19 protein-coding genes are annotated in these 19,287 nt (G+C 71.9%); 10 read left to right on the forward strand and 9 right to left on the reverse strand.

The annotated features are described in order from the left end of the window. Positions 1-376: 376 nt before the first annotated feature. Positions 377-1,018 (reverse strand): DNA-3-methyladenine glycosylase, encoded by a 642-nt coding sequence (locus ACZ501_RS00005; protein ID WP_468791295.1) that lies wholly within the window; start codon positions 1,016-1,018, stop codon positions 377-379. A gap of 134 nt (positions 1,019-1,152) precedes the next feature. On the opposite strand from ACZ501_RS00005, the gene ACZ501_RS00010 reads away from it, so the two are divergent. The 3 genes from ACZ501_RS00010 (at position 1,153) to ACZ501_RS00020 (ending at position 3,161) form a co-directional block, all read left to right on the forward strand. Continuing rightward, positions 1,153-1,935: a sporulation protein gene (locus tag ACZ501_RS00010; protein ID WP_361610123.1), complete on the forward strand. Its 783-nt coding sequence runs from the start codon at positions 1,153-1,155 to the stop codon at positions 1,933-1,935. Between the two features lie 40 nt (positions 1,936-1,975). Next, a complete protein-coding gene (locus ACZ501_RS00015; RefSeq protein WP_361610122.1) occupies positions 1,976-2,509 on the forward strand; it encodes a YbhB/YbcL family Raf kinase inhibitor-like protein in 534 nt (177 codons plus the stop codon). A gap of 148 nt (positions 2,510-2,657) precedes the next feature. After that, on the forward strand, positions 2,658-3,161 hold the full coding sequence (locus ACZ501_RS00020; protein ID WP_361610121.1) for an HNH endonuclease: 504 nt from the start codon (positions 2,658-2,660) through the stop codon (positions 3,159-3,161). Between the two features lie 64 nt (positions 3,162-3,225). Here the strand turns inward: ACZ501_RS00020 and ACZ501_RS00025 are convergent, their stop codons facing one another. From ACZ501_RS00025 to ACZ501_RS00040, 4 genes are all read right to left on the reverse strand, one after another. Further along, positions 3,226-3,996, reverse strand: coding sequence for a sulfite exporter TauE/SafE family protein (locus ACZ501_RS00025; protein WP_468792623.1), 771 nt, complete (start codon positions 3,994-3,996; stop codon positions 3,226-3,228). Between the two features lie 103 nt (positions 3,997-4,099). After that, the gene (locus ACZ501_RS00030) at positions 4,100-5,074 is read right to left on the reverse strand and encodes an SPFH domain-containing protein (protein ID WP_361610120.1); all 975 of its coding nucleotides are present in this window, start codon (positions 5,072-5,074) and stop codon (positions 4,100-4,102) included. A gap of 84 nt (positions 5,075-5,158) precedes the next feature. Beyond that, entirely contained in the window at positions 5,159-5,584 is a 426-nt protein-coding gene (locus ACZ501_RS00035) for an NfeD family protein (RefSeq protein ID WP_361610119.1), read from the reverse strand. Between the two features lie 73 nt (positions 5,585-5,657). Continuing rightward, positions 5,658-6,458 (reverse strand): ABC transporter ATP-binding protein, encoded by an 801-nt coding sequence (locus ACZ501_RS00040; protein WP_361610118.1) that lies wholly within the window; start codon positions 6,456-6,458, stop codon positions 5,658-5,660. Between the two features lie 133 nt (positions 6,459-6,591). Here ACZ501_RS00040 and ACZ501_RS00045 point away from each other — a divergent pair, with 133 nt between their 5' ends. Continuing rightward, positions 6,592-7,365, forward strand: coding sequence for a hypothetical protein (locus ACZ501_RS00045; protein WP_361610117.1), 774 nt, complete (start codon positions 6,592-6,594; stop codon positions 7,363-7,365). Between the two features lie 306 nt (positions 7,366-7,671). Here ACZ501_RS00045 and ACZ501_RS00050 read toward each other — a convergent pair whose 3' ends face one another. The 3 genes from ACZ501_RS00050 to ACZ501_RS00060 all read right to left on the reverse strand — a co-directional run bounded on the left by ACZ501_RS00050 (position 7,672) and on the right by ACZ501_RS00060 (position 9,867). Next, the gene (locus tag ACZ501_RS00050; RefSeq protein WP_361607130.1) at positions 7,672-7,917 is read right to left on the reverse strand and encodes a chaplin; all 246 of its coding nucleotides are present in this window, start codon (positions 7,915-7,917) and stop codon (positions 7,672-7,674) included. Between the two features lie 149 nt (positions 7,918-8,066). Beyond that, entirely contained in the window at positions 8,067-8,726 is a 660-nt protein-coding gene (locus ACZ501_RS00055; RefSeq protein ID WP_361607127.1) for a response regulator transcription factor, read from the reverse strand. Next, positions 8,719-9,867 (reverse strand): GAF domain-containing sensor histidine kinase, encoded by a 1,149-nt coding sequence (locus ACZ501_RS00060; RefSeq protein WP_468791298.1) that lies wholly within the window; start codon positions 9,865-9,867, stop codon positions 8,719-8,721. Before ACZ501_RS00060 ends, ACZ501_RS00055 begins: the two co-directional genes overlap by 8 nt. A gap of 472 nt (positions 9,868-10,339) precedes the next feature. Between ACZ501_RS00060 and ACZ501_RS00065 the strand changes: the two genes are divergently transcribed. Beyond that, on the forward strand, positions 10,340-10,999 hold the full coding sequence (locus ACZ501_RS00065) for a transglycosylase SLT domain-containing protein (RefSeq protein WP_468791301.1): 660 nt from the start codon (positions 10,340-10,342) through the stop codon (positions 10,997-10,999). 86 nt (positions 11,000-11,085) lie between these two features. Here the strand turns inward: ACZ501_RS00065 and ACZ501_RS00070 are convergent, their stop codons facing one another. Then, positions 11,086-13,578 (reverse strand): ABC transporter ATP-binding protein/permease, encoded by a 2,493-nt coding sequence (locus ACZ501_RS00070; protein ID WP_468791304.1) that lies wholly within the window; start codon positions 13,576-13,578, stop codon positions 11,086-11,088. Between the two features lie 379 nt (positions 13,579-13,957). On the opposite strand from ACZ501_RS00070, the gene serB reads away from it, so the two are divergent. From serB to ACZ501_RS00095, 5 genes are all read left to right on the forward strand, one after another. Further along, a complete protein-coding gene (serB, locus tag ACZ501_RS00075; protein WP_361607115.1) occupies positions 13,958-15,157 on the forward strand; it encodes a phosphoserine phosphatase SerB in 1,200 nt (399 codons plus the stop codon). A 223-nt stretch (positions 15,158-15,380) separates the two neighbouring features. Next, the gene (locus tag ACZ501_RS00080) at positions 15,381-16,190 is read left to right on the forward strand and encodes an SDR family NAD(P)-dependent oxidoreductase (protein WP_468791307.1); all 810 of its coding nucleotides are present in this window, start codon (positions 15,381-15,383) and stop codon (positions 16,188-16,190) included. Beyond that, on the forward strand, positions 16,187-17,485 hold the full coding sequence (locus ACZ501_RS00085; RefSeq protein WP_468791310.1) for an aminotransferase class I/II-fold pyridoxal phosphate-dependent enzyme: 1,299 nt from the start codon (positions 16,187-16,189) through the stop codon (positions 17,483-17,485). The genes ACZ501_RS00080 and ACZ501_RS00085 overlap by 4 nt, the downstream gene beginning before the upstream one ends. Further along, positions 17,482-18,429, forward strand: coding sequence for a diiron oxygenase (locus ACZ501_RS00090; protein ID WP_361607106.1), 948 nt, complete (start codon positions 17,482-17,484; stop codon positions 18,427-18,429). Before ACZ501_RS00085 ends, ACZ501_RS00090 begins: the two co-directional genes overlap by 4 nt. After that, positions 18,422-19,255, forward strand: coding sequence for a tryptophan 2,3-dioxygenase family protein (locus ACZ501_RS00095; protein ID WP_361607103.1), 834 nt, complete (start codon positions 18,422-18,424; stop codon positions 19,253-19,255). The genes ACZ501_RS00090 and ACZ501_RS00095 overlap by 8 nt, the downstream gene beginning before the upstream one ends. The last annotated feature ends 32 nt before the right edge of the window (positions 19,256-19,287 follow it).

Raw genomic sequence — 19,287 nt, forward strand, 5'->3', positions numbered from 1 at the left:
GCGTTGATTTTTGGCACGCTGTTGAGTTCTCAAGGAACGGACGCTTCCTTTGTACTCACCCTCTCGGGCTTTCCTCCGGGCTTTCGTTCTGTGTTCTTGCGTTTCCGACTCTATCAGACTCTTTCGCCGTGTCGTTTCCGACTCGGTTTGGAATTCCGACGGCCTTCGGAGGGGCCTTGCCTTTCGGCGTTGTCACTACGTTAACGCTTTTCCCTTGCGGCTCATAATCGAGCCCGTCGGCGGGAAATCCGGGCATGCCGAATAGGACCCCGCCAGGGGTAAGTCGTAGGTAGTGGTTTGGCCGCTCTGGGGGTCTGCGGAAGGCAGCGCCCCGTTCAAGCGGCTCGGGCTACGTTAGGCGTCGGCCAGGGCCGAGTCAAGTCGAGCGGCGGCGCGGCGCGTGGGCGCGGTACGGGCTCACCGTCGGGTCTCCGTTGATCCAGTAGCGGTAGGGGTGGGCGGCTCCGGCTCCGCTCACTCCTGTGCGGGGGCCGTTGCCGACCAGGTCGGGCGGCGTGGAGGTGCCGGTCAGGAGGGACAGCGGCGCGTCGGGGCCGTCGCAGAGGTCCGCGCCGTCGAGGGAGCGGTCCACGTCCAGGGCCGTGGCCAGACGGGCCGGCCCCTTGGCGAGTTCATGCGGGTTTCTGGCTGAAAGCCGACGTTTCGCGGCCAGGTCAGCGCCCACCGTCACCTCCCCCGCCCGCAGCAGCACCCCGCTCGCGTGGCCCGGTGGTCCGCACACCAGGTTGAGGCTGAACCACATGCCGTAGATGAAGTAGACGTACGCGTGGCCGGGCGGGCCGAACATCGAGGCGTTGCGGGCGGTGCGGCCCCGGAAGGCGTGGGAGCCCGGGTCGGCTTCGCCCTCGTACGCCTCCACCTCCGTGATGCGCAGTTCCATGGGGCCGTCCGGGGTCCGGCGTACCAGGATCCGGCCCAGCAGATCGGGGGCCACCGTGAGGACCGGGCGGTCGAAGAAGGACCGGGGCAGGGGCGTACGGTCGGGTCGCGCGCTCATCCGGTCGAGCGTACTGGAAGGCGCGTCCCTGCAACCGGGGCCTAAGGTTCCGCGTTGGTAAGGGGTAGACGCGACGCAGTCAGCAGGGCTGGCCTGGTCGCCAGGTCCTTAGATCCGTATAGGGGAGATTGAGCATGGGGTTCAGGAAGCTGTTCGCGAGCCTGGGTGCCGGCGGGGCGTCGGTGGACACGATCATCACGGAGCCGAACGTCGTGCCGGGCGGGATCGTCCAGGGCGAGGTGCGGATCCAGGGCGGGTCCGTGGAGCAGCAGATCGAGGGCCTGTCCGTCGGGCTCCAGGCGCGGGTGGAGGTGGAGGGCGGCGACAGCGAGTACAAGCAGGACATCGTCTTCACCAAGCAGCGCCTCGGCGGTGCCTTCAAGGTGCAGGCCGGTGCGCTGCACGTGGTGCCGTTCGGGCTGGAGATCCCCGCGGAGACGCCGATCACCCACTTCGGGGGCCAGCACCTGCACGGGATGAACATCGGGGTCAGCACCGAGCTGGAGATCGCGCGCGCGGTGGACGCGGGCGACCTGGACCCGATCAACGTGCACCCGGTGCCGGCGCAGCAGGCGATCCTGGACGCGTTCCGGCAGCTGGGCTTCACCTTCCGCAGCGCGGACATGGAGCGCGGGCACATCCGCGGGACGCGCCAGACGCTGCCGTTCTACCAGGAGATCGAGTTCCTGCCGCCGTCGCAGTACCGGGGGCTGAACCAGGTCGAGCTGACCTTCGTCTCGGACGGGCGCGAAATGGACGTCGTCCTGGAGATGGACAAGAAGCCGGGGCTGTTCAGCGAGGGCAGCGACACCTACCGCTGCTTCCAGGTCGGCCTGCAGTCGTACGAGGGGACCGACTGGGCGGCGTACCTGAACCAGTGGATCGCCTCGGTCGGTTCACAGCGCAACTGGTTCTAGGCTCGGGCCCGTACCCCTCATCCGATCCAGGAGGACAGCAGTGGCCGAGCAGAACAGGGCGCCCCTTCCGCACGCCTTCCACCCCGAGGTGGAGGCCTTCACCGTGACCAGTGCGGACGTCGCGCCGGGTGCGGATCTGGCGGAGGCGCAGGTGCTGACGGGGGGCAACGTCTCCCCGGAGCTGCGGTGGGAGGGCTTTCCCGAGGGCACGAAGAGTTTCGCGGTGACCTGCTTCGACCCGGACGCGCCGACGGGCAGCGGGTTCTGGCACTGGGTGCTCTTCGACATCCCGGCCTCGGTGACCTCGCTGCCGGCCGGCGCGGGCAGCGGGGACTTCGAGGGGCTGCCGGAGGGGGCCGTGCACGCGCGGAACGACTACGGCACCCGGGACTTCGGCGGTGCGGCCCCGCCGCGCGGGGAGCGGCACCGGTACGTGTTCACCGTGTACGCGGTGGACCGGGAGCAGCTCGGGACGGACGAGGACTCCTCGCCGGCGTCGGTCGGTTTCCACCTCCGGTTCCACGCCATCGGCCGTGCGCAGCTGATCGGCGAGTACGAGTCGCCGGCCGGCTGATCGTTCTTGATCTGTTTGCCCGGTCCTGGTCTAAAGGAGGCCAGGACCGGGCATTTTTATTGCGTTGTCCCGCGTGGCGCGCGCGGCCAGAGTGGTTGCGGGCCTTGCCGCCAGGGTGGTCGCGGGCCTGCACACGGAGGTGGGCGAGATGCGGGACACGCTGGTACTGAACGCGAGCTTCGAGCCGCTGTCGACGGTGACGCTGAACCGGGCCGTGGTGCTGGTGCTCCAGGACAAGGCCGTGGTCGAACAGTCTCATCCGGAGCTGCGTGTGCGGGCGGCGACCATGGAGCTGCCGATGCCGCGGGTGATCCGGTTGTGCCGGTACGTGCGGGTGCCCTTCCGAAGACATGCTCCCTGGTCGCGGAGGGGGGTGCTGGTACGGGACCAGCACCGGTGCGCGTACTGCGGCAAGCGCGCGACGACCGTGGACCACGTGCTGCCCCGGGCCCAGGGGGGCGGTGACACCTGGCTGAACACGGTGGCCTCCTGTGCGGAGGACAACCACCGCAAGGCGGCGCGGACGCCGGAGGAGGCGGGGATGCCGCTGCTGCGCAAGCCCTTCGTGCCGTCTCCGGCGGACGCGATGCTGCTCGCCCTGGGGGTGCGGGGGCAGGACGCGCTGCCCGACTGGCTGGCGCGTTCCGCCTGAGTTCGCGTCTTCCCCGTCCGTCGTGGTGTGCCGCGCGCTGGGCGACGTATCTCCTCTACGTCGCTCAGCGGAGCAGCAGCTGGACGATGGCCAGGATCCCGACCGTGACGATGACTCCGCGCAGGGCGGTCGGGGGGAGCCGGCGGCCGACCTTGGCGCCGATCTGGCCGCCGATGGTGGAGCCGACGGCGATGACGAGCACGGCCGTCCAGTCGAAGTCGGCGACGAAGAGGAAGAAGACGGCGGCGATGCCGTTGACGAGGGCGGCGACCACGTTCTTGACGGCGTTGATCCGTTGCAGGTCGTCGTGGAGCAGCAGGCCCATCAGGCCGACGTAGAGCACGCCCTGCGCGGCGCCGAAGTAGCCCCCGTACGCGCTGGAGAACAGCATGCCGGCCAGCAGCGCCGGTCCGCCGTCCGCGTGGCCGGGACCGCCGCCGGCGGCTTCCTGGCGGCGGCGCAGGGCGGCGGCGAGGCGGGGCTGGAGGACGACGAGCACGAGGGCCAGGCCGATGAGGACGGGCACGATCGTGTCGAAGGAGTCCGGGGGCAGGACCAGGAGCAGGACGGCGCCCGCGAGTCCGCCGACGAGGGAGACGGCGCCGAGCCGGACGATGCGGGCGCGCTGGCCCTGGAGTTCCTTGCGGTAGCCGATGGCTCCGCTGAGGGAACCGGGCACCAGGCCGAGGGTGTTGGAGACGTTGGCGGTGACCGGGGGCAGGCCGGTGGCGAGCAGCACCGGGAAGGTGATCAGGGTGCCGGAGCCGACGATGGTGTTGATGGTGCCGGCGCCGATTCCGGCGGCGAAGACCGCGAGCGATTCCCAGAGGGACATGGACATGGACATGGACGGAGCCATCCCCTTTGCGTGAGTGAGTCGCCTCCCCGCCGTGAAGGTCGAGGGGCCTCACCGATCATGCCCGAAGGGGAGGGCCGCGTCAGTCGATGGGGGGCTGTTCCCGGCGCTCGGCGGGACGGTCCTGGGCGGGTACGCCCTTGCCGGGGTTCTGCGGGTTGAAGCCGGCCGAACCGCCGCCGAGGGGGCCGAAGTTGCCCATGGCGCCCGAGAGGCCCTTGAGCGCGTCTCCGATCTCGCTGGGCACGATCCAGAGCTTGTTGGCGTCGCCTTCGGCGATCTTCGGGAGCATCTGGAGGTACTGGTAGGCGAGGAGCTTCTGGTCGGCGTCGCCGGCGTGGATGGACTCGAAGACCGTACGGATGGCCTGCGCCTCGCCCTCGGCCCTGAGGGCCGCGGCCTTGGCCTCGCCTTCCGCGCGCAGGATCGAGGACTGCTTCTCGCCCTCGGCGCGCAGGATCTCCGACTGCCGGACACCCTCGGCCTGGAGGATCGCGGCGCGCTTGTCGCGGTCGGCGCGCATCTGCTTCTCCATCGAGTCCTGGATGGAGGTCGGCGGCTCGATGGCCTTCAGCTCGACGCGGTTGACGCGGATGCCCCACTTGCCGGTGGCCTCGTCGAGGACCCCGCGCAGGGCGGCGTTGATCTCCTCGCGGGAGGTGAGGGTCCGCTCCAGGTCCATGCCGCCGATGATGTTGCGCAGGGTGGTGACGGTGAGCTGCTCGATGGCCTGGATGTAGCTGGCCACCTCGTACGTCGCGGCGCGGGCGTCGGTCACCTGGTAGTAGATGACGGTGTCGATGTTGACGACCAGGTTGTCCTGGGTGATGACCGGCTGCGGCGGGAAAGGGACGACCTGCTCGCGCAGGTCGATCCGGTTGCGGATCGAGTCGATGAACGGGACGACGATGTTGAGGCCCGCGTTGAGGGTGCGGGTGTAGCGGCCGAACCGCTCGACGATGGCCGCGCTGGCCTGCGGGATCACCTGGATCGTCTTGACCAGGGCGATGAAGACCAGTACCACCAGGATGATCAGGACGATGATGATCGGTTGCATGCTGTTCCCCGTGCCCTTCCGGCTGTCTGTGCTGCCCCGTTGAGCGGAGTCTCGCAGACCCCGGGGCCGCGGGTGGGCTGCTTGCTACATGACGACCGCGGTCGCTCCGTCGATGTCGATGACGTCGACGGACTGGCCGGGTTCGAAACTGGTGTCCGAGTCGAGGGTACGGGCGGACCAGATCTCCCCGGCCAGCTTGATGCGGCCGCCGCTGCCGTCGACCCGTTCGAGCACGAGGGCGGTCCTGCCCTTCAACGCCTCGATGCCGCTGCGGTGTTGGGGCTGGTCACGGTGGCGGTTGGCGAGGGGCCGGACGACGGCGACCAGGGCGACCGAGACGATCACGAAGACCAGGACCTGGGCCACCGCTCCCCCGCCGACGGCAGCGGTGACGGCGGCCGCGACCGCGCCGACCGCGAACATGCCGAACTCCGGCATGGCGGTCAGGACGAGGGGGATGCCCAGTCCGACCGCGCCGATGAGCCACCACACCCATGCGTCGATGTCCACATGGTCATGGTAGGTCGGGCGGGCGCGGCCGGACAGGGCGCGAACGGCGGCCTTGGCGCCGGGCCCCGGCCGTCTAGCGCAGCGGCAGGCCCTGGGCGCTCCAGCGGTCGTGCTCGTTGCGTTCGACGACGAGCGGGAGGCCGAAGCAGAGGGAGAGGTTGCGGGAGGTCAGCTCCAGCTCGATGGGACCAGCGGTGACGACCTTGCCCTGGCGGATCATCAGGACGTGCGTGAAGCCGGGGGCGATCTCCTCGACGTGGTGGGTGACCATCACCATGGAGGGGGCGAGGGGGTCGCGGGCCAGGCGGCCGAGGCGGCGTACGAGGTCCTCGCGGCCGCCGAGGTCCAGGCCGGCGGCGGGCTCGTCGAGGAGGAGCAGCTCGGGGTCGGTCATCAGGGCGCGGGCGATCAGGGTGCGCTTGCGCTCGCCCTCGGAGAGGGTGCCGAACTTGCGGTCGAGGTACTCCGTCATGCCGAGGCGGTCGAGGAACGCGCGGGCGCGCTGCTCGTCGATGTCCTCGTACTCCTCCTGCCAGGTCGCGGTCATGCCGTAGGCGGCGGTGAGCACGGTCTGCAGGACGGTCTGCCGCTTCGGGAGCTTGTCGGCCAGCGCGATGCCGGCGACGCCGATGCGCGGGCGCAGCTCGAAGACGTCGCTGCCGGGCTTGCCGAGGGTGCTGCCGAGGATGGTGGCGGCGCCCGTGGTGGGGAAGAGGTAGCTGGAGGCGAGGTTCAGCAGCGTGGTCTTGCCGGCGCCGTTGGGGCCGAGGATCACCCAGCGCTCCCCCTCCTTCACCGACCAGGAGACCTGGTCCACCAGAGCCCGGCCCTCGCGGACCACGGATACGTCCACCAGCTCCAGAACATCGCTCATGAGCGTGTTGTCACCCCTTGCAGTCACGGTTCTCTGTGCGCCGGCAGGCGCAGCCCCAGGGGAAAACCTACGCCACTGGCGGAGGGCTCCGGGCGCCAGGCCGGGTCGGGGCGCCGATCCGTAGAGTGGGGGGATGCTTTTCGAACCACGTTCAGGGCGGCTGGCCGCCTGGGGGAACGCTCTGCTGGCCGGCCTGGTCTCGCCCGACGAGGCGGCGCTGTCGATCGTGGGCGAGGACGCCGTGCACCGGGTGGCCGGGCTGCCGGGGGAAGCGGAGCCGGTGGGGCTCACGCTGGCGCTCGGGCGGCTGCGGGCGCTGGGGGCGACCGGGCTGCGGGTGGCGCTGCCGGTGGCGGGGCATCCGCTGGGGCTGAGCGGGCCGCCGGAGTTCAACGCGCGGGCGCTGGAGGCCGAGGAGGCGGTGGTGTGCGCCGGGGCCGCGCTGGGACTGGTGCCGGAGGTCTCGGAGGCGGGCCCGGCCGGTGACGTCCACGTCTCGGTGGTGTGGCACTGCCTGCCGGTACGGGAGGCCCCGCCGGCGGACGTGCCGTCGCTGGGCGAGGCGGAGCGGGAGCTGGCGGAGGCGCTGCGGGAGGCGACGGTGGTGCTGACCCGGCTGGACGTGGCGGCGTCGGGGCCGGTGGCGGACGCGGCCCTGTCCGCGTACCGGGCGCGGGCGGAGGCGGGGCGTGACGTACTGGCGCCCGGGTATCCGGCCCGGGCGGTACGGGTGCTGGCGCTGGCGCAGCGGGTCGACCTGATGGTGTCGCTGGCGTACGAGCGCGGGCACGGGGGCGCGGTGGCCGCGTCCGAGATGGCGGCGCGGGCGGAGGCGCTGCGGCCGGTGGAGCGGGTGGCCCGGCGGGCGCTGGTGGCGGCGTACAACGCGGCGGTGGAGGAGCGGTAGCCTCCGGCGGTTCCGGCGGGTCCGGGGCCGCTGCCGGTGGCATCCGGCGGTTCCGGTGCTTGCGGCGGGTCCATTGGGCCGTGATACGCGGGCCGGAACCGCTGTCGGTGGTCCCGGATGCTCCGGACCGTCGCCGGTGCGCAGGCGGCCGGCGGCCTGCGGCGGGTGCGAGCGCCGTGGTGGGGGCGTGCCCGCGGCCGGTCCGGGGCTTCCGGCCCCTCGCCCCCCCCGGAACGCCGGCGCGAGGGAAATGGCACGGCCCCGCTTCCAGGGGAGAGGGGGAAGCGGGGCCGGCGGGGGCGCGGGTCAGGCGTTGACGCCGGTGTTGCCGAAGGCGCCGTTGAGCAGGCCGATCACGTTGACGGAGTTGCCGACCACGTTCACGGGGACCTGCACGGGGACCTGGAGCAGGTTCCCGGAGGCCACGCCGGGCGAGTTCAGGGCCTCGCCCTCCGCGGACGCACCGCCGTGCGCCGAGGAGACACCGGCGCCGGCGGCGAGGAGGCCGCCCGCGACCATGGTGACGGCTGCGGCCTTCTTGAAGTTCTTCACGTTCTCGTCCTCCAGTACGTCTGCCGCGACCAGCCGCCGCGGCACGCCATGGAGAACGGCCGCCCCGCGGCCCGGATACGCCATGTGGGCTACATACACCCGACCGTATGAATCTCAGCTCAGCCCACGACTTCACGCGGCTTCGCCCGCTACTCCGTGATGCCGTGCCTGACCGCCCACAGCGCGGCCTGCGTCCGGTCGGAGAGGTCGAGCTTCATGAGGATGTTCGAGACGTGGGTCTTGACCGTCTTCTCCGACAGGACGAGGGCCCGGGCGATCTCCCGGTTCGAGCGCCCGTCCGCGATCAGACCGAGCACCTCCCGTTCGCGGTCGGTCAGCGCCCCGGGGCGTCCCCCCGGCCCGCTCTGGTCGTCCTGGGCCGCGAGCAGCGCCTCCGCCACCTCCGGCTGGAGCAGGACGTGGCCGGCGTGCACGGAGCGGATGGCTCCGGCCAGGGCGTCGGGGTCGATGTCCTTGTAGAGGTATCCGGCGGCGCCGGCCCGCAGCGCGGGCACCACGGTCCGCTGTTCCGTGAAGCTGGTGACGATCAGGACGCGCGCCGGGTTCCCGAGGTCCCGCAGCCGGCGCAGGGCCTCGATGCCGTCGGTGCCGGGCATCTTCACGTCCATGAGGATCACGTCGGGGCGCAGTTCCTCGGCGCGGGCGGTGCCCTCCGCCCCGTCGGCGGCCTCTCCGACCACCTCGATGTCCTCCTGTACCTCCAGGAAGGTGCGCAGGCCGCGCCGGACCACCTGGTGGTCGTCGACCAGCAGGACGCGGATCCGGCCGCGGCCGGGGACGTCAGCCACCGGGGACCTCCATTTCGATCGTGGTGCCCTCGCCGGGCTCCGAGCGGACCTCCAGCCGGCCCCCGGCACCGCTCGCGCGGTCCCGCATGGAGACCAGCCCCAGGTGGCGGCCGGCCTTGCGCACGGTCGGCGGGGAGAAGCCCCGGCCCCAGTCGCGCACGCGCAGGACGGCGCCGCCCTCGACGGTGCGGGCCAGGGTGACCTCGACGCGGTCGGCGCCGGAGTGGCGCAGGGCGTTGTGGAGGGCCTCCTGGGCGACGCGCAGCAGCGCCTCCTCCTGGGCCGCGGGCAGGGCCCGTACGCCGTCACAGGTGAAGGTGACGCGTGCGGTGTGGGCGCGGTCCAGTACGCGGACGTGGTCGCGCAGGGTGGCGACGAGGCCGTCCTCGTCCAGTGCGGCCGGGCGCAGCTCGGTCACGGCGGCGCGCAGCTCGTCGGCGGCCTCCGCGGCGAGCGCGGCGACCTGCTGGAGCTCGCCCTTGGCGCGGCCCGGGTCGCGGTCCACGAGCGCGGCGGCCGCCTGGGCGGTCAGGCGCAGGGAGAACAGCTTCTGGCTGACGGCGTCGTGCAGCTCGTGGGCGAGCCGGGAGCGCTCCTCGGCGATGGTCAGCTCGCGGCTGCGCTCGTAGAGGCGGGCGTTGGTCAGGGCGATGGCCGCGTGCTGGGCGAGGAGGGAGAGGAGCTCCTCGTCCTCGTCGGTGAAGCCGCGGCCGGCGCCCGGGGCACCGCGCTTGTTGGCGAGGAAGAGGGCGCCGAGGTTCTCCTCCCCGTCGCGGATGGGCAGGCCGAGGAAGTCGGACATCTCGGGGTGGGCGGCGGGCCAGCCCCCGAAGCGCGGGTCCTTGCGGACGTCGGCCAGCCGCTCGGGGGTCTCCTCGTGGAGCATCGCGGCGAGGATGCCGTGCTGGCGGGGCAGCGGGCCGATGCGGCGCCACTGCTCCTCGCTGATGCCGTCGACGACGAACTGGGCGAAGCCCCCGTGGTCGTCCGGGACGCCCAGGGCCGCGTATTCGGCGCCCAGCAGTTCGCGGGCGGAGGCGACGATCGTGCGCAGGACGTCCTGGACCTCCAGTCGGCGGCTCATGGCCAGCAGCGCGGAGCTGACGGCCGCCAGTCCTCCCGTAGCGGGTCCGTTGTGCATGAGGTCACCGTACCGGCGGCCCTGACCTGGGGTATCGGGCTGCGGGTGTAGGTCCGGGGGCGGAGGGCATACGGCTTGGGGAGGGGTTGCGGGGGGCGGTTCTCTGCCCTGGGGATGAGGCCTGCGGGCGGGCAGGTCGTCCGGAAGTCGGAGTTCGGTCACCCATTGAATTGCGGGAGCAACTCTGGGTGAAACCGTTACGTGCCCGATGTGAGCCCGGGCATAGGACGCACATCACTTACGAAGCCGCGTAGTGGACGAATAAGGGCGCGGTCAGTGCTGCTGCGCCTAGCGGCGGGGGCGTAAATGCCGCTCCGCCGGGGGGCCCTGATCCACTAAGCGGGATCGTACGTCACACCTTTGCCATGCGATTTTGCCGCCGCTAAGAATGGCTGCCGTCGCACAGCGCCGCGGATCCCGGATCCGAGCGGCGCTTTCCTGCGGCCCCCGCTATTCGAAGAGGTTGCCCCGCATGTCTGCTTCCAGCACTCCCGGTCACAGTCGTCTGACGAAGGCGTACAAGCTGTCGATCGCCGGTGTCGCCACCCTCGGTGCCGCTGCCCTCGCCTTCTCCCTCGTCCCCGCCGAGACCGGTACCGGGACCGCTCAGGCTCAGACGATCGCGGTCGCCCCGGTGGCCTGGACCCAGTCCGTGCAGCAGAACGTCGGCGCCCAGCAGGCCGTCGCCGACCAGAAGGCCAAGGACGCCGCGGCGAAGGCCAAGGCCAAGGCCAAGGCGGAGGCCCAGGCGAAGAAGGACCGCGAGGCCAAGGCGGCGGCGAGCCGTTCCGCGGCCCGCACCCCGGTCTTCGCGAACAACCTCGACGGCTGGATCAAGGAAGCCCTCTTCATCATGAAGCGCGAGGGCATCCCCGGCACCTACGCCGGCATCCACCGCAACATCATGCGCGAGTCGAGCGGCAACCCGCGCGCGATCAACAACTGGGACATCAACGCCCAGAACGGCATCCCGTCCAAGGGTCTGCTCCAGGTGATCGCCCCGACCTTCAAGACGTACCACGTCAAGGGCACCAAGTTCGACCAGTACGACCCGGTCGCGAACATCGTCGCCGCGTGCAACTACGCCGCCGACCGCTACGGCTCGATGGACAACGTGAACAGCGCCTACTGAGCGCACCCCACGCCCCCCATGCGCCTCAGGGCGGCCCCCGGAGTCCCGGGTGCCGCCCTGAGGCGTTCGGTGCGTCGGCGCACCGGCTACTTGCGCATGACCTCGGGCTCGTGGCGGCGCAGCAGGCGGGCCACCGCGAAGCCGCAGATGACGCCGAGCAGCACCAGCACGGAGATGTCGAGGAACCACTGGCCGGCGGTGGGGTCCCACAGCGGGTCGGTGTTCGTGGGGTTCTCGGGGTCCCACGGCGCCATGAGCTTGCCGAGGTCCAGCGTGGTGCCGGCCGCGGCGACCGACCAGCGCGACGGCATCAGGTAGGCGAACTGCTCCAGCCCGATCTTGTCGTACAGCTGGAAGAGGATGCCGGTGAAGACGACCTGGATGATCGCGAACATGACCAGCAGCGGCATGGTCTTCTCGGCGGTCTTCACCAGCGAGGAGATCACCAGGCCGAACATCATCGCGGTGAAGCCGAGCGCCGTCACCGAGATGCAGAGCTCGGCGGCCGGCGACATGAACAGGCCCTCGGCGGGCAGCTTGCGCGGGGTGAAGCCGATGGCGCAGATGATCACGCCCTGGACGGCCGTGATCACGCCGAGGACGATCACCTTCGACATGAGGTACGCCGACCGGGACAGGCCGGTCGCGCGCTCGCGTTCGTAGATGACGCGTTCCTTGATCAGCTCACGGACCGAGTTGGCCGCGCCCGAGAAGCACATGCCGACCGCGAGGATCAGCATGATCGTGCCCGCGTCGCCGTTGAAGCGGGACGGCTTCACCGGCGGGGCGAGGCCGAACTTCGCGGGGATCACCGTCGAGACGATGCCGAGGACGGCGGGCAGCAGCACCATCAGGGCCAGGAAGCCCTTGTCGGAGGCGATCACCGAGACGTAGCGGCGGATCAGCGTCCACAGCTGCGAACCCCAGCCCTGCGGCTTCGGCGGGTTCAGCTGCTGCGGGGTGGGCATCGCGACCGGCTGCGGGGCGACCGCGTCGAGGTCGGCGGCGTACAGCTGGTAGTGCTGGGAGCCCTTCCAGCGGCCGGCCCAGTCGTACTCGCGGTAGTTCTCGAAGGCGGAGAACACGTCGGCCCAGGTGGTGTAGCCGAAGAAGTTCAGCGCCTCGTCCGGCGGGCCGAAGTAGGCCACGGACCCGCCCGGGGCCATCACCAGCAGCTTGTCGCACAGGGCCAGCTCGGCCACGGAGTGGGTGACGACCAGGACGGTGCGGCCGTCGTCGGCGAGGCCGCGCAGCAGCTGCATGACGTCGCGGTCCATGCCCGGGTCGAGGCCGGAGGTCGGCTCGTCCAGGAAGATCAGCGACGGCTTGGTCAGCAGCTCCAGGGCCACGGACACGCGCTTGCGCTGGCCGCCCGAGAGCGAGGTGATCTTCTTGTCCTTGTGGATGTCGAGCTTGAGCTCGCGCAGCACCTCGTTGATGCGGGCGGCGCGCTCGGACTCGGCGGTGTCGCCGGGGAAGCGGAGCTTGGCCGCGTACTTCAGGGCGGTGCTGACCTTCAGCTCCTTGTGCAGGATGTCGTCCTGCGGGACCAGGCCGATGCGCTGGCGGAGCTCCGCGAACTGCTTGTACAGGTTGCGGTTGTCGTAGAGGACGTCACCCTGGTCGGCGGGCCGGTAGCCGGTGAGGGCCTTCAGCAGCGTCGACTTGCCCGAGCCGGAGGGGCCGATGACGCCGATGAGCGACTTCTCGGGGACGCCGAAGGTGACGTCCTTGAGGATCTGCTTGCCGCCGTCGACCGTGACCGTGAGGTGGCGCGCCGAGAAGGAGACGTCACCGGTGTCGACGAACTCCTCGAGCCGGTCGCCGACGATCCGGAACGTCGAGTGGCCGACGCCGACGATGTCGTTCGGGCCGAGCAGCGCGGTGCCGGACTTGGGCAGCGCCTGACCGTTGACGTAGGTGCCGTTGTGGCTGCCGAGGTCGTGGATCTCGAAGCGGCCGCCGGTGGAGCGGAACTCCGCGTGGTGGCGCGAGACCTGGAGGTCGGAGACGACGAGCTCGTTCTCCAGGGCACGGCCGATGCGCATGACGCGGCCCACGGCGATCTGGTGGAACGTCGTCGGGCTGCGGTGGTCGCTGTAGCCGGGGGCCGCGGACTGCGCGGGGGCGCCGCCGGCCTGCTGCGGCGGCACGTACGGCTGCTGGTGCTGCGGCTGGTCCCAGGCGGGCTGCGGCTGCTGGTGCTGGTGCGCCGGGGCCTGGTAGGCAGGTGCCTGTGCGTGCTGTTGCGCCTGGTAGGCCGGCTGCGGGGCGGGCGCCGCCGCGGCGGCCGCGCTCAGATTCAGCCGCGGGCCGTCGGTCGCGTTGCCCAGGTGGACCGGCGTACCGGCCACGAGCTCCGTCTGCTGGACCCGCGCACCGTGCACGTAGGTGCCGTTGGTGCTGCCGTGGTCCTCGATGGCCCAACCCCGGCCGTTCCAGCTGATGGTGGCGTGCCGCCACGACACCCGGGCGTCATCGATCACCACGTCTCCCTGGGGGTCGCGCCCCAGCGAGTACGACCTGGACGGATCGAGCGTCCAAGTCCTTCCGTTCAATTCCAGTACGAGTTCCGGCACTCCAGCCCCACTTAAGTCCCCCGAGAATCCCCCTGGCGTCAGGGAGTCCGACGTCAGGGAGTCTAGGGATGGCGAACATCCGGGGGAACTATTTCAGGCCTGGGGCCACATGTGGAATCGGGGCCTTCGCGGGCGGGGGCGAAAGGCGCCCGGAGAGTGAGATACGGGACGTCTCACCCTCCGGCGCCCGGTCCCGCGGTGGCCGCGCGGCGCGTGGTGGAGCGGGTGGCTCGGGGCGCGGGTCCCCGCCCTTCGCCCGTTCCCCGGGGCTCCGCCCCGGACCCCGCGCCTCGAACGCCGACGGGGCCGGCGCCGGCCGCGCCCGAAAGGTGGGACGGGGGTCCAGGGGGGCGGGGTGGGAAGATACGGTGTGGGCACCATGAGCGCTTCGCAGACCTCCGACGTCCCCACCCTCCTCGTCAAGATCTTCGGCAAGGACCGTCCCGGGATCACCGCCGGGCTGTTCGACACCCTCGCCGCCTACTCCGTCGATGTCGTCGACATCGAGCAGGTCGTCACCCGCGGCCGCATCGTCCTGTGCGCCCTCGTCACCAAGCCCGCCGCCGGCTCCGAGGGCGAGCTGCGCTCCACCGTGCACAGCTGGGCCGAGTCGCTCAAGCTCCAGGCCGAGATCATCTCCGGCACCGGTGACAACCGGCCCCGTGGTAGCGGCCGGTCCCACGTCACCGTCCTCGGGCACCCCCTCACGGCGGAGTCCACGGCCACCATCGCGGCCCGGATCACCGCGACCGGCGGCAACATCGACCGCATCTTCCGTCTCGCCAAGTTTCCGGTGACGGCGGTCGAGTTCGCCGTCTCCGGCGTCGCGACCGAGCCGTTGCGCACCGCTCTCGCGACCACCGCCGCGCAGATCGGCGTGGACGTGGCCGTGGTGTCGGCGGGGCTGCACCGCCGGGCGCAGCGCCTGGTGGTCATGGACGTGGACTCGACCCTGATCCAGGACGAGGTCATCGAGCTCTTCGCCGCGCACGCCGGCTGTGAGGCCGAGGTCGCCGAGGTGACCGAGCGGGCCATGCGCGGTGAGCTGGACTTCGAGCAGTCCCTGCACGCCCGGGTCGCGCTGCTGGCGGGGCTGGACGCGTCGGTGGTGGACAAGGTCCGCTCCGAGGTGCGGCTGACGCCCGGTGCCCGGACCCTGATCCGGACGCTGAAGACGCTGGGCTACCAGGTGGGTGTGGTCTCGGGCGGGTTCACGCAGGTGACGGACGACCTGCGGGAGCGGCTGGGGTTGGACTTCGCCTCGGCCAACACCCTCGAGATCGTCGACGGGAAGCTGACCGGGAGGGTCACCGGCGAGATCGTGGACCGGGCGGGCAAGGCGCGGCTGCTGCGCCGCTTCGCCGGGGAGGCCGGGGTGCCGCTGTCGCAGACGGTGGCGATCGGTGACGGCGCCAACGACCTGGACATGCTGAACGCCGCCGGGCTGGGTGTGGCCTTCAACGCCAAGCCGGTGGTCCGCGAGGCCGCCCACACCGCCGTGAACGTGCCCTTCCTGGACGCGGTGCTGTACCTGCTCGGCGTCACCCGCGAGGAAGTGGAAGCGGCCGATCTGGCCTGAGGCGCCCACGGCGCCCGAGCCGGCGCCGACGCCGGCTCCCCGTACGCCCGGCCGGATCCCTCCGGCCGGGCGTCCGTCGTCCGGTGACCCCGCGCGAGGCGGAGTCCAGGCGCCTCCGATCCGAACTGGCTTCCGCTGAAGTCCACTTGGCCTCACATCACTGACCGCGTTGTCGGATCCCGACAACGGCGACCGGTCAGCCTTGATCGCCAAGGGGACGACGTTGACTCGTAGTGTGCTCATCACCGGAGGCTCGGGCGGGATCGGCCGGGCCTGCGTGGAGAGGTTCGCCTCGGAGGAGGACTGGACGGTCTGGTTCACCTACCGCAACGGCCGGGAGCGGGCCGAACGGCTGGTGCACGAGCTGGCCCTCACCGGCCGGGCCAAGGTCGAGGCCTTCCCCTTCAGCCAGGGGGACTGGGACGAGCACGAGCAGCTGTTCGACCGGCTGCCGGGCCCGGTCGACGTCCTGGTCAACAACGCCGCCGTGGGGTCGAAGACCATCGAGCACTACACCGACGGCGCGCCGCAGGACAAGGCCGCCGCGTTCTTCCGGATCAACGCGGTGGGCCCGCTCTGGCTCAGCGAGCAGGTGCTGCCCGGGATGCTGGAGCGCGGCTTCGGCAAGATCATCAACATGTCCAGCGTGGGCGGCGGCATCTTCCAGTTCCCCGGCTTCCACCCGGCCGACGGGATGAGCAAGGCCGCTCTGACCTATTTGACCCGTCACCTCGCCGCCGAGCTGGTGCACACCCCGGTGCAGGTGTTCGCCCTGTGCCCCGGCGCCGTCGACACCACCATGTTCCGGGCCAGCACCCTGGAGAAGCTCTCGCCCGAGGAGCGTGCCGCCCTCTCCGCGCGGCTCCCCCAGGGCCGGATGATCACCTCCCGGGAGATGGCGGAGCAGGTGTGGTGGCTGGCGGGTGAGCATTCCGCGCCCCTGCACGGCGCCGTCATCGACGCCTCCATGGGCCTCGGCGTCCACCCGGGCCTGCTCACCGGCGCCGGCGTCGACAGCGGGAGGGCCCGATGACCGCCCCCCGCCCCCGCGTCTCCCGCCAGGCCGCCCGGCTCCTCGCCGACACCCCGGCGATCGCCGAGGCCCACTTCCGCGCCGAGGCCGAGCCGTACGACGCCCGCACCCGCCCCGACGGCTACCTCAACCTGGGCACCGCCGAGAACCGGCTCCTGTGGGACCTGCTCGAGGACCGGCTGGCCGCACTGGAGCCCCTGAACGAGGCCACCGCCCGGTACGCGCCGCTGCACGGCACGGACGTGCTGCGCGAGCGCGTGGCCGGCCTGCTCTCCGCCACCTGCCGCACCCCGCTGGACCCGCAGGACCTGGTGGTGATCAGCGGGGCGACCGGGGCACTGGACGCGATCGCCTCCGTCCTGTGCGACCCGGGCGAGGCCATCGTGGTGCCGGCCCCGTACTACGGCGCCTTCGACACCGACCTCGGCGGCCGCTCGGGCGCCCGGATCCTGCCCGCCCCGCTCAGCGCGGCCGACGGCTTCCGGCTGACGGCCGCAGCGGTCGACCGGGCGCTGGTGGAGGCCCGGTCGCGGGGGATCACCGTACGGGCGGTCGCGCTCTCCTCCCCCTCCAACCCGATCGGCGAGGTCCACCCGCCCGAGGTGCTCGCCGCCCTGCTGCGCGTGGTCCGCGAGCACGACGTCGACCTGGTCTCGGACGAGATCTACGCCCACGCGGTCTTCGGCGAGCAGGCCTTCACCAGTGCCGCCGACCCGGCCGTCAACCCCGACTGGGCCGAACGCACCCACGTGGTCTGGGGTTTCGCGAAGGACTTCGGGCTGCCCGGCCTGAAGACCGGTGTCCTGCACACCCGCGATCCGCGGGTACGGGAGGCCGCGCGGGCGATGGCGTACTTCGCGCCCGTCTCCACCGCCACCCAGCAGACCCTCGCCGGGCTGCTCGCCGATCCGGAGTGGGTGGCGTCCTTCCTGGCTGCGGGCCGCCGGCGGCTGGGGGCCTCGTACGAGCACCTCGTCACCCTGCTCGACGCGCACGGGATCCCGTACGCCCCGGCCGCAGCGGGGTTCTCCGTCTGGCTGGACCTCGGCCGGTGGCTGCCCGGCAGGGGGTTCGAGGCCGAGCGGCTGCTGTGGCGGGAGCTGTTCGAGAACGCCAGGGTCAGCATCCTGCCCGGCGGGGCGTTCCGCTCGCCCGAACCCGGCTGGTTCCGGCTGTGCCACACCGTCGAGGCGCCGCTGGTCGCCGAGGCGGTCCGCCGGATCGCCGCCCACCTGGACACCGCGTCCCCCTCCCCCTCCCCCGTCCCCTCCTCGTCGAACGGATCGCGCCCATGAGCACCGCCCCCGGCCCCCTGGACCGCTGGTACGAAACCGCCGGCGTACGCGGCGGAGTACGGCGGATCTTCCACGCCGAGGCCGAACAGGGCCGGGTCTTCTTCCCGGACGCCCTGGTACCGCACCTGTCCCACCCCGAGGTGAAGGCGCTGGCCCCGGAGCGGGTCCGGGAGGTCTCCGTACGGCACCTGTACCAGTTCCTGCACTCGACCACCCACCTGGAGACCCGGGTGGTCAACGGGGCCGCCGAGCCGGTCGCCAACGGCAACGCGGGACTGCACTTCCCCACCGCGCTGCGGATGGACGCCTTCAAGGTGTACTGCGACGAGGGCTACCACGCCCTCTACAGCCTGGACCTGGCCGACCAGGTGGCCGCCGTCACCGGCATCGCCGTCCCGGACGTCGACTACGGCGGCTTCGTCACGGCGCTCCAGGACACCGGCCGGCGGCTGCTGCCCGAGGATCCGGTGCTGGCCGGGCAGTTGCAGGCGGTGGTCTTCGAGACGCTGATCACCGCCGTCCTCAACGAGGTGCCGCAGGACCCGACAGTGGTGAGCACCGTACGCGAGCTGATGCGCGACCACGCCAAGGACGAGGGGCGCCACCACCGCTTCTTCTCCGCGTTCTTCCTGGAGCTGTGGGCGCGGCTCGACGGGCGGCGCCGGGTCCTCGCGGCCCGTGCGCTGCCCGCCATGATCCGCGCGGCGCTCGACTGGGACCTGGAGCCGGTCCGGGTGTCTCTGCGGCTGGCAGGACTGGACGAGGACCGCGTCGAGGCCGTCCTCGCGGACAGCTACGGCGGCAGCGCGGGCGTGGACCGGATCCAGACGATCTCCCGTTCCACCCTGCGGCTGTGCGCCCAGGCCGGCGCCTTCGACCTGCCCGGTGTCGCGGACGCGTTCGCCGCCCACGGACTGCGCGCCCCGGAGGACACCGATGTCTGAGACCGCCACCCGCCCCGGGCCCGTGACGTACTCCGGCTACCTGCGGCTGCCGGAGCTGCTGGCGCTCCAGGTGCCGCTGGCCGACGGGGTGGACGACGAGCTGCTGTTCATCACGGTCCACCAGGTGCAGGAGCTGTGGTTCGGCCAGCTGCTGCGCGACCTGGCCGACGCCCGCGACCGGATGCTGGAGGGTGACCCGCGGGGCGCCCGGGCACGGCTGGTCCGCTCGGTCGCCCTCACCCGGGCGTCGGTCGCGGCGATCCTCCCGCTGCGGGCCATGCCGCCGCGGGAGTTCCACGCCTTCCGCGGGGCGCTGGGCACCAGCAGCGGCGCCCAGTCCGCGCAGTACCTGGAGATCGCGGCGCTGTGCGGTGCGGACTGGGTGCACGGAGAGTACGGGTCCCGGGTGGTCGCGGGGCTGACCCGCGACGAGCGGGAGCGGCTGCGCGGGCGGCTGGCGGAGCCGACCCTGTGGGAGGCGTTCGTGGGGCTGCTGTCCAAGGCCGGTTTCGCGGTGGCGACGCGGGAGGAGCGGTGGGAGGCGTACGCGCGGCTCGCGGGGCGCCCGCGGGACGGTGACCCGGCGCTGTGGGCGGAGCTGGCGGAGCTGGCCGAGGCGCTGGTCGACCACGACGAGGTGTGGACCGAGTGGCGGGCCTGCCACGCGCTGCTGGTGGAGCGGCAGATCGGCGGCCGGCCGGGGACGGGCGGCAGCAGCGGAACGGCCCACCTGCGGGCTTCGGTGTACCGGCGGTTCTACCCGGAGCTGTGGGAGGCCCGCGACGCGGGCTTCTCCGCGCCGGCGGCCCGCTGCCCGCTGGGCTGAGGACGGACGGGAGCCCGGGGGGCCGGGCCCCG

This window comes from Streptomyces sp. NPDC034085, from assembly GCF_055575555.1.